Raw genomic sequence first — 13162 nt, forward strand, 5'->3', positions numbered from 1 at the left:
CACTCACGGGGTTCGTTCGGGGCGACCCACGGTGAGATCACGGCCTGCGGTGTACGAATCCCGTCCGGCGGTCACGTTCTGCTGCACGGTGGTCGACTGGTCGGCGCCTTCGCCGGCCGCCCGGACCGCGGCGATCAGCTCCCGTATTGCGACGGCCAAGTCCGGGTCCTCCTCCAGCCGGGCCTGCAACCGGCCCTCCCACCGGGCCGCCTCCAGGGCTGACGCCGTATCTCTGCGGTCCGGCGAGGCGGCCAACACCCGTTCGCGCGAATCCTCCAGGACCCGGTCTGCGCGGGCCACCAACTCCGTCTCGTCGCGACCGAGGACGCGTGCCGCGTGGTCCTTCACGTTGAGCCACACGTCCGAGACCATGGCCTGGATCAGAGCCGCGCTCGCTGCGGCGGCCAGGCCTGCTGCCGACAGGTCGTCCATGGGTCACCGTATCTGTCCTGATGGCGCACGGCGGGGAACGGGCACCGCCCAGTATGCCAACGCCAAAATGTCTGTCAAGAATGCGCCGGGCCTTCCCGCTATTGATCCAATGGCGTTGAAAGCCGTCGTTTCCCATGGGAAATCGCCTATCGCTTGTGCGAGGGTCGGTGTCGCGGCCGATCGTGGGAGCCGCGTGCTGTCGTCATCACGACAGTCCGCCCCGGTCGGCGCGGTCGATTACCAGGGCTGCGCATGGCCGGCCCGCGAGTGGTGGCGGCGGGCAGGAGCGATCTATGTGAACAGCGACAACAGTGCGGTCTGCTCCGGCGTGAGGCGTATCGGGGCGTGCGCCCCGACAGTGGGGAAGACCTGGGCCGCATCGAGGTCGCCTCTGCGAATGCTCGTCGCGATCCCGACCTTCACGCCCCTGGCCGTGAGGGTCTCGAGCAGGCGGCGGGTGTCGAGAAGGTACGCCGCGGAGATCCGCCACCGGTGGTGCCGCACGATGCCCGGGGGCTTGGCCGGTCCACTGAGGATCAGGTAGTGGTCGCAGTGGTGCGGGCTGATGTCGAGGCCGGCGAAGGCGTCACCGTAGGCCTTGACGTTCACCGTCCGGCCGGCGAGTGGACCGGATCGGAACGTGCCGTCGTAGCCGGCCTGGATCGCGGCGGCCAGCTCGATGTCGAACACCTGGGCGGCGATGAACTCGCCGATGTCACCCGGCCGCGCCGATCGCCCGGTGAGCGCCGCGATCCGGGTGTCCAACTCGTCGCGATCCCGCAGCAACGCGGCCAATTGGCGCAAGGTTTCGGTCACGAGGTTGATTCTTCGCGTTGCGCCCTGGCCTGGCCAGTCACGCATCGCTAACTTTTCGTCATGACGACCTCCGCACGGCAGCGCGTCGAGGCCTTCTGGGATGCTCACGTCGAATCCTGGCTCAGCGGCGAGGACGAACTACCAAAATGCCTCCAGCCATGGTTCGACTCCTATGTCGGCGTCGGCCACGGCGAGGTGACCCGTGACGGGTTTCCGGAGCCCTACCACGGTGACCTCCTCGGTCTGGAGCACACGCCACGAATGGTGGTGCTCGGCCTGAACCCCGGCGAATTCCGCCCCCGTTTCCAGGCGCGGGACGGCATCTTCGCCGAGGAGATCAAGGAGCACGGCTCGTACAGCAGGTGGGCGACGACATGCCCCTACAACCGGCCGCCATGGACGCTGCCGCAGGAGATGGGCAAGAACAGGTACTACCAGGCCCGGCTGGCGTTCACCCGCCGGTGGCTGCAGGACCCGAGCGCCGATCATCGTGACCTGCTGATCTTCGAGTGCTATCCGTGGCACTCGAAGGCCATAACCGCGCCACTGCGGCCGCCGCCGGAGGTCATCGACGAGTTCGTGTGGCAGCCGATCGCGGAGCTGCCCGTGTGGGACGTGTTCGCCTTCGGCCGCCCCTGGAATGACCTCGCTCGGGCGCTCAAGTTGCCGCTGACGGGCGCGCTGGGCTCCGGCGGCACGGACTACGGGTCGAAGGTGCCCAGCCGGGCGGTGCGGACGTACGCGCTGCCGTCGGGGCAGCGACTGGTCGTCGAGTGGCATACGGGCTCAGCCGGACCGCCGAGCGCGAAGGAGACGGCGCTGCTGCGGAAAGCGCTCGTCGGCGCCGGGAGTGACGGCATCCGGACGACGCCCATTCCCAGGGCGGGAGTCTCCGTCGACTCGAGCCCTGCTCCGACCCCGATCGGGCCGTCCTCATGACCCATGCCAGCGACCCGATTGTCACCGCCGGCCGGATCGCGCAGCTCGATCAGTACATGGCCGAGCACGTCCTCGCGCCGTCCGGGGCCTGCGTCTGCCGCAGGCTCGGCAGCTGCCGTGAGAGCGCCCTGGGCGGACGCCGATCGGCGTCCCGACCCGAGGCCGCTTTCGCCGCGGGGCAACTCTCGCACGTCGGCCACCACTACGACCTGGTCCTCGACGGCGTGCCGGAGCGGACCCTGGGCATCGCCATGGAGACCGGGCGGGCGCGCGAGGGCGTGACGCTCAAACAGCGTCATGCGGAGGTCATGCAGTCCGCTGGCCTGGCGTTCACCGCCCGGAACCCGCACATGCGCGGTGTCACGAGCGCCCTGCGGCTCGCCGTCGGGCGTGAACCCGGGCCCGACCGGGCCGGTGAGCTGCTCCACCTGGACGGCGTCCGTTCCCCGGTGCACCTCTTCGACGCCTACGCCATGGCCAACATGCGGCTCTGCTCGGCCGTGGTCAGCGGCACGACCAAATCGCTCGGTAACGCCACGATGAGCCGCAACTGCGCCCCGCACATGGCGGCGACGATCGCGATCCTCCAGCCGACCCTCTGCATCGTCCAGGGCGTCGAGGTCCACAAGTCGCTCACCGCGATCATGAGTCGCCGTCGGGAGATCACACCGCACCTCGTACAGGCGAGGATCGCCGGCGTCGACACGCTCGTCGCCGCCTTCACCCACCCGTCCGCCATGCGGCTGACGGACCACTGGGGGCGGCTGACCAGCGTGCCCTACCTGCACGGGACGGTTGTGCCGACGATCAGAACCGCACGCCGATGGCTTCAGCAGCAGCGCTGACGGTTGCCGTCAATGTCGAGCCACGCCCCACCGGTCTCGGACAGCGCGAATGCGCTACCAGCCCGGGTAACGCTCCCACCAGTGCGGATCGGTCTCGTCGCCGTAGCCGCTGCCGGACGGGCCGTCCGCGAATTCGGTGAGGAGATCCCGGGCCAGGACGTCGGCGACCCACACCAACTCGACTCGGGAGACCACGTCGACGGGAAGCGCGTCGACGCCGTGCGCGGCACCGAGGAACGCGCCGGCGGTAGCGGCCACGTGCTTGCCGTGCGGAACGGATGCGGCAAAGACGAGGGCGTCGCGTAGCTGCGAGCGATCGGGATAGGAGAGCGCCACGTAGACGCCTCCGGCCAGTGCAGACGCCGCACGAGCATCCGGCGCGAGCTGCGCCAGGACCTCTGCTTGGCGCGGGCGCGTGCGCCCGGCGTGCAGGGCCGGGGCGAGTGGCAGCCCGGTCAGGACCGTCACGATCGGCTGGCACTCCCGCTGTGCGAGTTCCGCCGCCTTCTCGACGTCCTGACGCTTGACGACGTTGGCAATCACCGTGGCACCCAGCGCGGCCGCGTCGGCCGCTGCTGGGCCGTGGGTGGTGGCTGCGATCTCCGCCGCGAAGCGCCCCGGCTGCGGCCCCCACCCTTGAACGAGCCCGGCGGGCAGGCTGCGAGTAAGCCCATGGGCCCCGACGCTGGTCCAGTCAGCTTTTTCGGCCGGGTACTTGGATTGGCTCTGTAGCGCGGACACGGTGGCGGGAGCCGATCCACGCCGGGCCGCCAGCACCGGCACCCGAGCGAGCCAGCCGTCCGGCCAGTCCTGCTCCTGCCAGCGCTTGATCCCAGGGATGCCCTGCAGCGCGGCCCACCTCGTGTAGGCGTGGCGCACCACGCCGGGAGGGTGGCAAATGCCCTTGTGGGTGCCCCGGATGTTGGCCCGGATGATGCCCTCGATGGTGAAGCAGGCGAGCTGGCCGGCGCTGGTGACCGGCAGGGTTCCGCCCGCCGGCACCTTGCCGCCCGTCGCGCCGATCGCGTCACCGAGCATCAGCCCGAGCACGCAGCCCCGAGCGGTCGCGAGCTGCTCTGCCGTCACCTTGGTCACCCTGAGAAGCATAGGAGCGGGTGGCACGCGGGCGTTGCGGGGTCGGCGGGCTGACGACGGGGCGGAGGCCGGCGAGCTGAACGTAGATCTCGCGCTTGTCGGTCGCGTCGCCGCGTCGGTTCAGGACGTAGCCGGTCAGCCAGATCCAGCCGGCGTACGTCGGTTGGTCGGCGACCGAGACGACGCGGAAGGTCAGGGCGCGGTCCCCGGCGAACTGCACCGAGGCCCGGCCGTCGACGATCAGCAGGTCGCCGGGGGCGGGGCGCGCGGTCACCAGTGACCGGAGTTGCGGTGGTGCTCCTCCGGCGGCCGGCACTCCCGCGCGTGTATGGTCTGCCAGTCTCGCAGCGCCCGCCTGATCCGGTCGTTCTCCTGGGTGAGCAGCCGTACCGTCTCGTTGAGCATGGCCAGTTCGTCGGAGACCCGGGCCTGGAACTCGCGTACCTCCACGGGGTCGACACCCCGCCGGCGCGCGGCGAACTCGCGGGTCCGCACCTCGTGTGGCGTCAACCGACCCGGGTAGCCGGCGGGATGGGGCTGAGCACCTCGATAGACCTGAGCCACGACGATCCTCTCTCCAGGGCAGGCGGGAGCGCAGGCTCCGCGCGGTGGGGTCTGGAAGGGCGGGTCGTCCGCGAGGGGCCGCGGACGACCCGCCCGCTCGGCCGCCGCAGCCCGATTCGGCAGTACGACAGCAGAGCAGCCGGACGGGGCCGGGACGGGCACGCACACCCGCCCCGACCAGGGGATGAGCCGAACTCGTTGCCACGCGAGGAACGGCTCGGGATCAACATAACTAGACATGTCAGATGAGTCAACGCTGCTTGTTAGGCGCGTCGCGGTGTGATCGAATCGGATTGCCACGCGAGGAGTGCCATGCGAGAAGTGCCGGACTATTGGCGCATCGCCGACGATGTGATCGCCGACGTCAGATCCAAGAAGTTGAAGCCGGGGGACAGGCTGCCCTCAATCGCCGAGCTGCGCTCGAGCTATGGCGTCAGCCACGGGACCGTGCAGATGGCCTACGCCCGACTGGAGGCGTTGCGGGTAATCCGCCGGCAGCAGGGCAAGGGAGTCTTCGTCACCGACCCGAAGACCTGGATGCGGGAGCCGTAGGTAGCGGTCCGGCGACGGAAACAGCCCTTACGGGTACCCCCGTCCCGTCGACGGGACGGCTAGAGTCGTCGGGTGATCGACCGGAAGCTGCTCTTGTCCGACCTGCAGAAGCAGGTCAAGAACCTGGAAAAGGACCTGCGGGAGCAGGCCGAATCGGTCGAGGAGGTGCGCCTCCGCCTGCGTGGCGAGTACGACCACGCCTTCAAGGTCGGGCGTACCGCCGCTACATGGGCGGCCTGGCGCGACGAGCGCGTCACCCAGGTCGCCGTCGCCTGGGTGCTCGGCACCGTCTTCGTGCGCTTTTGCGAGGACAACGGCCTGCTGCCCGACCCGTACCTGGCTGGCCCGGGGGACCGACTGGTGCTGGCCGAGGAGGCCGAGGCGCAGTTCTTCCGCGACCAGCCCGACAAGACGCTGCGCGATTGGCTGCACCAGGGCTTCGAAGCCATCGCCAGCACCCAGGCCGGCAAGTCACTCTTCGACAAGCGGCACAACGCGCTCTACCAGATCCCGCTGTCCCACGACGAGGCCAAGAACCTGATCGTCTCTTGGCGTCGACGCGGCGAGACCGGCGGCCTCACGCACGACTTCGCCGACCCGGAGTGGGACACCCGCTTCCTCGGCGACCTCTACCAGGACCTCTCCGAGGCGGCTCGCAAGACCTACGCCCTGCTCCAGACGCCGGAATTCGTCGAGGAGTTCATCCTCGACCTGACCCTCACCCCGGCAATCGCCGAGTTCGGCCACGACGTCGTCAAGATGATCGACCCGACCTGCGGCTCCGGCCACTTCGTCCTCGGAGCATTCCATCGGCTGCTGAAGGAGTGGGAGCAGCACGCCCCCAACCGCGACCCCCACGAGCGCGTACGCCTCGCCCTCGACGCCGTCCACGGCGTCGACATCAATCCCTTCGCCGTAGCCATCGCCCGCTTCCGCCTCCTCGTCGCAGCCCTCCGCGCCAGCGACGTGAAGACCCTCGCCGACTCGGCCGGCTACACCTTCCCGATGCACCTCGCCATCGGCGATTCGCTGATCAAGCGGCGACAGGCCATGCTCTTTGGCGAGGACCCGATGACGGAGTTTGCCTACGCAACGGAGGACGCGCACGAGTACCCTGGCATCCTTAGCCCCGGCAGCTACCACGTGGTCGCGGGTAACCCGCCGTACATTGCCGTGAAGGACAAGGGCCTCAACGAGGCATACCGCGAGATGTACGACGCCTGCTCTGGCAAGTACGCCCTATCGGTGCCGTTTGCCCAGCGATTCTTTCACCTAGCCAAGCCTGGTGATGGCGAGGGGAAAGGCGCTGGTTACGTCGGCCAGATCACCGCCAACTCGTTCATGAAGCGCGAGTTTGGCAAGAAGTTGATCGAGCGGCTCTTTGCCGTCGACGTCAACCTGACCCACGTCATTGATACTTCTGGTGCCTACATCCCCGGCCACGGCACCCCGACCGTCATTTTGGTCGGCCGCAATACCAACCGTGGCCGGTCCGGCACAATCCGTACGATAATGGGCATCCGCGGTGAGCCGAGCGCTCCCACTGAGCCGAGCCAGGGTTATGTCTGGCAAGCGATCGTGGACCAGATTTGCCGGCCCGGCTCCGAAAGTCAGTGGGTCACCGCCGCTGAAACGCCCCGTTCCCAACTTGCAACCTTCCCTTGGAGCCTGAGCGGCGGCGGCGCGGGTGATTTGTTGCAATCGATCGAGTCGACGTCCGTGACGAGCCTCGGTCCGCACCTGTTCCGTGTCGGCTTCTACGGCGTAATGGGTGCCGATGAAGCCATGACAGCTCCCCTCGCCGTATTCGTTCGCGAGCAGGTAGAGGCTCGATATCACCGCCGGTTGGTAATCGGCGATGAGGAGCGCGACTGGACCACGCTTGACGGCGACCGTGCTTTCCATCCTTATGACGAAAACCGCAACCTGGTTCCGCTTTCTGCGATGCCTTCGCACGCGAGACGGTTGTGGCCCTACCGGACTGATCTGGGAAACCGGGCCACCTTCTCCCGGGGGACCTACTTCAGCGACGGCAGACCCTGGTTCGAGTGGCACCAAATACCCAAGGACGAGCGGGCGCATGCATGGGCGATCGCTTTTGCTTTCGTGGCAACCCACAACCACTTCGTTATGGATCGGGGCGGGAGGGCGTTCAACCGTTCAGCGCCAGTCATCAAGTTGGCGGAAGGGGCATCGGAAGACGAGCACCTGCGGCTGCTCGGGATACTCAACAGCTCCACCGCTTGCTTCTGGCTTAAGCAAGTCAGCTATCCAAAGGGTGGGGACCCGCTGGGTGACGAGGGAGCACGGGTAAGCGCCGAGGGCTGGTCGGACAGGTATGAGTTCACGGGCACGAAGCTGCAGGAGTTTCCGCTGCCGTCGGCGTACCCCCTTGAGCTGAGCCGTGAGATCGACGGCGCGGCGCAGCGGCTTGCCACCGTGACCCCGGCGGCGGTCGCGGGCTCCGGGGTGCCGACCCGTGACCGGCTGGACGCCGCCAGCTACGAGTGGCACGCGGTCCGGGGGACGATGATCTGCTTGCAGGAGGAGTTGGACTGGCAGGTCTACTCGCTCTACGGGCTGCTGGACGAGGACCTGACCGCCCCGGAGAGCGTCCGGCCGCCGATCCTGCAGCTCGGGCAGCGGGCGTTCGAGATCGTGCTGGCCCGCAAGATGCGCGACGAGGGCCTGGAGACGCAGTGGTTCGCCCGGCATGGGTCGACTCCGATCACCGAGCTGCCGGCGTCCTGGTCGGCGGAGTACAAGGCGATCGTGGAGCGGCGGATCGCGGTCATCGAGGGCAACCGCAACATCGGGCTGATCGAGCGGCCGGAGTGCAAGCGGCGGTGGGCCACCGAGGGCTGGGACGCGATGCAGCGCAAGGCGCTGCGCGACTGGCTGCTCGACCGGTGCGAGGCGCGTGAGCTGTGGTACCACCACGTCGACGGGCTGGAGCAGCCGCGCCCGCTGACCACCGCCCAGCTTGCCGACGAACTGCGCCGCGACGACGACGTGCTCACCGTCGCCAACCTGTACGCGCCCGGTCAGGATCTCGGCAAGGTGATCGCCGACCTGGTCGCCGACGAGCACGTGCCGCACCTGGCCGCGTTGCGCTACAAGGATTCCGGGCTGGCCAAGCGTGCCGACTGGGAGCACGTGTGGGACCTGCAGCGGCAGGAGGACGCGCTGCCTGACGAGGCGGCGAAGCGGGAGTTCCGCAAGCAGATCCCGGTGCCGCCGAAGTACACCTCGGCGGACTTCCTCAAGGGCAGCTACTGGAAGCACCGGGGCAAGCTCGACGTGCCCAAGGAACGGTTCGTCTCGTACCCGGGCGCCAGCCGCGACGGTGACCCGTCGCTGCTGGTCGGCTGGGCCGGCTGGGACCACCGCGAGCAGGCCCAGGCCCTGGCCACCCTGATCGTCGCCCGCGAGCAGGAGGACGGCTGGGCCGCCGACCGGCTGTTGCCGCTGGTCGCGGGGCTGCGCGAGATCCTCCCCTGGGTACGCCAGTGGCACGGCGAGTTCGACCCGCAGTGGGCCGCCTCGCCGGCGGACATCTACGCCGGCTTCCTCGCCGAGACCACCAACCGCCTGCACCTCACCGACGAATCGCTCACCTCGTGGCGCCCACCGAAGGCCACCCGCGGTCGTAAAGCCAAGGCATAGGTGGCGGATTCACGTCCGGGACGTTCCTCGGCGACGGTTCTACAGAGATCAGATGGGGAGGTCCATGCCATGGCCACGAGCCAAGCGATCGAGGACCCGGAGGCGCGCTTCTCGGCAGTGCTGGTGAGCGCAGCAAGTCTTCCGGGCGTGCGCATCAGCAGGGCTGAATATCTCAAGAGTGCCCTGACCCAGTACTGTTCCGAGGAGGAAATTCGCCGAGTAATCGAAGAGACCCCTGCAGCAGCCGGAATCCCTCTCGAAGTTCTCAATAAGGCGGCAGACGATTCCATCTATTACGAGGCTGCCAAGGCCAGCGTTCTCTCTGCCGCTGCGGGGATACCCGGTTTGCTGTTCCTGCCCGCCACTGTGCCCGCCGACCTGGCCCAATACTTCGGCCACATGCTCCGAGTGGCACAAAAACTTGCCTACCTCTATAGTTGGCCGGACCTTTTCTCGGCCGACAGCGACGACCTCGACGACGCGACCAAAGGGATACTCATCCTCTTCGTGGGCGTGATGTTCGGCACCCAGTCGGCCAACGCTGCCGTGGGGAGAATATCGGGCGAGATCTCCAAGCAAGTTGTCAAGAAACTACCGCAGAAGGCACTTACCAAGGGCGTTGTCTACCCAGTAGTCAAGAAAGTCGCAAGCTACCTCGGTGTTCAGATGACCAAGCAGACTTTCGCACAGACTGTCTCAAAGGCGATCCCCCTCGTCGGGGCCGTCGTGTCGGGCGGCCTTACTCTTGCGACCTTCCTCCCCATGTCCAAGAGGCTGAAGGAGCACCTGTCCGGCTCGGAACTGGCGAAGCCGAAGCAGCAAGTCGTAGATGCGCAAGTCGTAGATGCGAATATTCATGAGTCCTCTGCTGCCGACGGCGCCAATCAGGAGCCGGGGCCAGGGTGCACGCCCTTGGACTAGAGATTCCTCACCCCCTCCTAGCCCTCCCGCCCGGAAGTTACATCTCAATTCGGCTTGTCGGTCCAGAGGCGGCTGTCTCGAACGGGAACAGCGCGGCGATAGGAGTTGATGCGGTCGGGACAGTCCACACTCTGGCCGCCTTGACCGTAACCCCAGGGTTTGTGGTCGTGTGCTCATTGAGCAGGTTGTTGAGGTTGCTCGTTACCTCGTCGTCGTTGCTTGACGACGCAAACTTCCCCTTGTCGGTCCCACCATATCTGCGAAAGTCCATGGACGAGCCCGGCGCCGGTGTGGGTACCACCGCCTCTGGGGTGGACGTCCGTTTTTGGGGAGGGGAGGGGATGAGACGTGACCACGGATATCAGTGTCTGGGCGCCAGTATGGACAATCGCTGCGGAGCCCGTGAGCGTGCCGGAGCTTGCTAGGCGATGAAGGCATGACACCGGCCCGGCTCGCAGAACTGAGGACGGTCCTGGCAACACTTTCAGATTGGCCCGTCGCCACGCTGGAAGTGCGTGCGATATCAACCAAGTGCGAGCGGAACGGCGGGATACCGCTTCATACAGCCAGTCCGCTCGCCCAGCAGTTGTCGCAACTCGTGGCTCAGACAGCGAAGTCAGCGCCGGAGGCGCTGACTTCGCTGCTAGGCGCCGGCTGCGGCCGAGTACCGATCCACCTGCTTGCCGAGCAGGTCGGCCACCACGTCCGCGTCCGCGCTCATCAAGCCGCCGGCACCCGTCGAGATCAAGACCGGGCCGACGAGAGCGAAGCCCTGCAGCACCGTGCCGTTGTCCATCTCGATGCGGACGCCCAGACTGGCTTCGCCTGTCTCCGGCAGGTTCATCAGCGCGTAAGTCACCTTCTGACCGTTCAGAGTGTCCTTGCGGCAGGTCTGCAGCACCTCCGCCAGCTTGTCGAACGACGCCTTGGCCTGAGCGGCACTGCCGAACTGCCGTAGCGTCACCACGGCGACCTCGGTGTTCAGGCCACCGCCCTTCTGGTATGACCGGGATACCTCGACCTTGGCGGTGTGCGGCTGCCGGTAGTTGCAGAACGTCTTGTCGCTACCGTCGTCCTCCTCGTCCGGAGCCTCGCTGTAGCCCGCCGGCATCGATTTCAGCGGCAGCAGTGCCTGGGTGAGGGCCGCCTTGTCGAGCCGCTTGTACGTAGCCGCGGTCGGTGAAGCGGTGGGACCGGTGGCGGGCGCGGAAGCACTGGGAGTTGGAGGCGGCTCGGCTCCGCCGCCACCATCACCGCCGCAGGCAGCCAGGGTGATTGCCGCGGTGACGGCGGTCGCGAGGATCGTGACGGTACGGCTCAAGTGCATTGGAGTCCTTGCTGGTGGCGAGTGGCCGGCACAGCCTACGTTTGCCGGCCAATCTGACGAGGTTGTTGCGCTTGGGCAATGATGACCGCTTGATTGGCAACTCGGGTCAGTACACGCGCGTGGGAAAGAAGCGGGAGCGGTCCGCACCCCCGGTGTTCACAGCATGCCTCATCGACCGTGCTCCCAAACCGCCCGCTCCACGACATCCGGCTCGGTTCCGCCGCCCCAGCCACTCGCTCTTTCGTGAGCCCAGGTGATGTACTCGCCGTACTCGGCCGCGCTCCAGGGACCAAGCGGTCGCCAACGCGTGCCCCGGCAGCGGTTCATGCCGATCACCACGTACTGGTCCATGATCAGGGGGCGGTGGTCGCACGCTGCCGAGTCCCAGCCGAGGAAGTAAAGCAGCTTGGTGAAGAAGGATGGACCCAGCCGCTTCAGCCTGTAGTCACCGCCTTGATGGAGGGCCGCGTATGCCGCCTCAGGCCCCTTACTCCGCAAGACCTGGAGTGCCTCACCGAGGTGCCGCTCCGTGTGACCGTTGTTGAGATCGAACACTTTGCGCAGGCGGGCCGGCCCTCGCCCGCCGGGCAGCCCGCTACCCCATACGTACGCCCCGATCAGGATGTCGATGGCCGCGCGGCCGGTGTGTGCGGCGGCGCCCGCCTGCAGCAGGTCCCCGCGCGTGATGCGTGGCCAGCGACCGAGTTGGGGGAGGTCCTCGATCCAGGCCGGTAGGCCGATTGGCTCCGGCAACCGCCGCCGCCAGGTCTGGGGATTGAAATGGAACCCGTGGTTGAGGATGTACGTCTCGCGCGAGGGGGGTTCTCCCGCAAACGGCGCACACGCTGGCTCGCTCGTCACCGCGACGCCCTCGGCTTCGGCGCGAATCGCACTGCTCGGCCAGCGAGGTCGGGATGAGCCGTGAAGCCGGCGTCTCCCCAGGCCCGGCTGTGCGGATGTGTCTGGTCGCCGTTGGCCCACCACGCCTCGTACCGGTAGGCCGATGGGGGTAGCCCACCCGGCACCAGTTCCGAGACTTCGTCGAGCGGGTACCGTACCTCGCTTGTCCGCCGCCGAAGGTGATCTCGTAGAGCGTCGTACTTGGACACGTGGTCTCCATCAAACTGTGTCGAGATCGCTGCTCTGCACGCGCGGATGAAGATGGAGCGTATTGAAAGCAGCGCCTGCAGGCTTCGTCCGATCGGTTCGACCAGTGTCGCCGCCGGCGTCCGAACCGTGACCGTCAGCGGTACACGAAAGCTGATCGGCTTCGTTAAGGTCAGCACCTGGTACCAACGAGGGGAGAAGACGTGGCGAAGCCGGGTGGTGTCTTCTGCTTTGAGGGCCAATGGGCCGACGACCTCGCGGAGCGAGGCTCGGTGCTGCCGACGCTCGAATTGCTCGACCGGCTGGGCAGCATCCGGTTCATTCACCGCGACACCGCCACCCCCCAGGAGCTCCGCTACTACCTGGAGCGGTGGCTGTCTCGCAAGTACTCCGCCTACCGGGTGGGTTTCTTCGCGCTGCACGGAGCGCCAACCCGTCTGCAGCTCTCCGACTCACACACCGTCGGGCTGTCGGAGATCGCCAGCTGGGTGTCGGGCCAGTGTGATGGCAAGCGCCTCTACTTCGGAAGCTGCTCGGCACTGCGGGCCTCCGCTACGACCCTCGGCGAGTTCCTGCGAGAGACCAAAGCGGCGATGCTTTGCGGGTTTACGAAGGACATCGACTGGATCGAGTCTGCGGCGTTCGAAACAGTCGTCCTGAACAACATGGTCAACGGCGTCAGGATTGACAGCGTCGAACGGCTCGTAAAGTCACCGCGCTGGGCGCCGTTGGCGCAGCACCTCGGGTTCCGCATCGTCTACCCGAACGGCCGGTCGACGTAGTCACGCCTACGGCGCGGGCCCGTGCCGGCACCTCCGACAGGGAGAGCACCTGAACGGCTGATCGCCGGTCGAGCGCTGCACCGGGTCCGAACTCCGGCCCCCCCCCAGCTCGCATT

At 67.2% G+C, this 13162-nt stretch carries 14 protein-coding genes; 6 read left to right on the forward strand and 8 right to left on the reverse strand.

What is annotated here, in order from left to right; translation table 11 throughout:
• Positions 1-3: 3 nt before the first annotated feature.
• Positions 4-432 carry a hypothetical protein gene (locus tag ACLQ22_RS15380; protein ID WP_425692860.1) on the reverse strand — a complete coding sequence of 143 codons (429 nt, stop codon included), beginning with the start codon at positions 430-432 and terminating at the stop codon, positions 4-6.
• Between the two features lie 291 nt (positions 433-723).
• The gene (locus ACLQ22_RS15385; RefSeq protein ID WP_425692861.1) at positions 724-1356 is read right to left on the reverse strand and encodes a DUF6998 domain-containing protein; all 633 of its coding nucleotides are present in this window, start codon (positions 1354-1356) and stop codon (positions 724-726) included.
• Between ACLQ22_RS15385 and brig1 the strand changes: the two genes are divergently transcribed.
• Positions 1309-2187 (forward strand): anti-phage DNA glycosylase Brig1, encoded by an 879-nt coding sequence (brig1, locus tag ACLQ22_RS15390; protein WP_425692862.1) that lies wholly within the window; start codon positions 1309-1311, stop codon positions 2185-2187. The two genes, ACLQ22_RS15385 and brig1, sit on opposite strands and share 48 nt — an antisense overlap.
• Complete coding sequence (locus ACLQ22_RS15395) at positions 2184-3032, forward strand: hypothetical protein (protein WP_425692863.1); 849 nt, start codon at positions 2184-2186, stop codon at positions 3030-3032. The genes brig1 and ACLQ22_RS15395 overlap by 4 nt, the downstream gene beginning before the upstream one ends.
• 54 nt (positions 3033-3086) lie before the next feature.
• Here ACLQ22_RS15395 and ACLQ22_RS15400 read toward each other — a convergent pair whose 3' ends face one another.
• Genes ACLQ22_RS15400 through ACLQ22_RS15410 form a run of 3 tightly spaced genes read right to left on the reverse strand, consistent with a single transcriptional unit; the run spans position 3087 to position 4637 of the window.
• Positions 3087-4127, reverse strand: a complete 1041-nt coding sequence (locus ACLQ22_RS15400) for an ADP-ribosylglycohydrolase family protein (RefSeq protein WP_425692864.1) — start codon at positions 4125-4127, stop codon at positions 3087-3089.
• Positions 4060-4401, reverse strand: a complete 342-nt coding sequence (locus ACLQ22_RS15405) for a hypothetical protein (protein ID WP_425692865.1) — start codon at positions 4399-4401, stop codon at positions 4060-4062. The genes ACLQ22_RS15400 and ACLQ22_RS15405 overlap by 68 nt, the downstream gene beginning before the upstream one ends.
• The gene (locus ACLQ22_RS15410; protein ID WP_425692866.1) at positions 4398-4637 is read right to left on the reverse strand and encodes a DivIVA domain-containing protein; all 240 of its coding nucleotides are present in this window, start codon (positions 4635-4637) and stop codon (positions 4398-4400) included. The genes ACLQ22_RS15405 and ACLQ22_RS15410 overlap by 4 nt, the downstream gene beginning before the upstream one ends.
• 366 nt (positions 4638-5003) lie before the next feature.
• Here ACLQ22_RS15410 and ACLQ22_RS15415 point away from each other — a divergent pair, with 366 nt between their 5' ends.
• The 3 genes from ACLQ22_RS15415 to ACLQ22_RS15425 all read left to right on the forward strand — a co-directional run bounded on the left by ACLQ22_RS15415 (position 5004) and on the right by ACLQ22_RS15425 (position 9830).
• Positions 5004-5243, forward strand: a complete 240-nt coding sequence (locus ACLQ22_RS15415; RefSeq protein WP_425692867.1) for a winged helix-turn-helix domain-containing protein — start codon at positions 5004-5006, stop codon at positions 5241-5243.
• Positions 5244-5315: 72 nt separating this feature from the next.
• Positions 5316-8909 (forward strand): BREX-2 system adenine-specific DNA-methyltransferase PglX, encoded by a 3594-nt coding sequence (gene pglX / locus ACLQ22_RS15420; RefSeq protein WP_425692868.1) that lies wholly within the window; start codon positions 5316-5318, stop codon positions 8907-8909.
• Positions 8910-8978: 69 nt separating this feature from the next.
• The gene (locus ACLQ22_RS15425) at positions 8979-9830 is read left to right on the forward strand and encodes a hypothetical protein (protein WP_425692869.1); all 852 of its coding nucleotides are present in this window, start codon (positions 8979-8981) and stop codon (positions 9828-9830) included.
• A 643-nt stretch (positions 9831-10473) separates the two neighbouring features.
• Here ACLQ22_RS15425 and ACLQ22_RS15430 read toward each other — a convergent pair.
• The 3 genes from ACLQ22_RS15430 to ACLQ22_RS15440 all read right to left on the reverse strand — a co-directional run bounded on the left by ACLQ22_RS15430 (position 10474) and on the right by ACLQ22_RS15440 (position 12443).
• The gene (locus ACLQ22_RS15430; RefSeq protein ID WP_425692870.1) at positions 10474-11151 is read right to left on the reverse strand and encodes a hypothetical protein; all 678 of its coding nucleotides are present in this window, start codon (positions 11149-11151) and stop codon (positions 10474-10476) included.
• A gap of 174 nt (positions 11152-11325) precedes the next feature.
• Positions 11326-12018 carry a hypothetical protein gene (locus ACLQ22_RS15435; protein ID WP_425692871.1) on the reverse strand — a complete coding sequence of 231 codons (693 nt, stop codon included), beginning with the start codon at positions 12016-12018 and terminating at the stop codon, positions 11326-11328.
• Positions 12015-12443 carry a DUF7662 domain-containing protein gene (locus ACLQ22_RS15440; protein WP_425692872.1) on the reverse strand — a complete coding sequence of 143 codons (429 nt, stop codon included), beginning with the start codon at positions 12441-12443 and terminating at the stop codon, positions 12015-12017. The genes ACLQ22_RS15435 and ACLQ22_RS15440 overlap by 4 nt, the downstream gene beginning before the upstream one ends.
• Before the next feature lie 24 nt (positions 12444-12467).
• On the opposite strand from ACLQ22_RS15440, the gene ACLQ22_RS15445 reads away from it, so the two are divergent.
• Positions 12468-13046, forward strand: a complete 579-nt coding sequence (locus ACLQ22_RS15445) for a DUF6642 family protein (RefSeq protein ID WP_357720543.1) — start codon at positions 12468-12470, stop codon at positions 13044-13046.
• The last annotated feature ends 116 nt before the right edge of the window (positions 13047-13162 follow it).

It is taken from the genome of Micromonospora sp. DT178 (assembly GCF_049841695.1).
Lineage (GTDB): Bacteria > Actinomycetota > Actinomycetes > Mycobacteriales > Micromonosporaceae > Micromonospora.

What these genes read in the sequence shown, in the direction of transcription:
- ACLQ22_RS15380 (WP_425692860.1), bottom strand. Translation starts at nt 432, where the DNA reads ATGGACGACCTGTCGGCAGCAGGCCTGGCCGCCGCAGCGAGCGCGGCT.
- brig1 (WP_425692862.1), top strand. Translation starts at nt 1,309, where the DNA reads ATGACGACCTCCGCACGGCAGCGCGTCGAGGCCTTCTGGGATGCTCAC.
- ACLQ22_RS15395 (WP_425692863.1), top strand. Translation starts at nt 2,184, where the DNA reads ATGACCCATGCCAGCGACCCGATTGTCACCGCCGGCCGGATCGCGCAG.
- ACLQ22_RS15415 (WP_425692867.1), top strand. Translation starts at nt 5,004, where the DNA reads ATGCGAGAAGTGCCGGACTATTGGCGCATCGCCGACGATGTGATCGCC.
- ACLQ22_RS15425 (WP_425692869.1), top strand. Translation starts at nt 8,979, where the DNA reads ATGGCCACGAGCCAAGCGATCGAGGACCCGGAGGCGCGCTTCTCGGCA.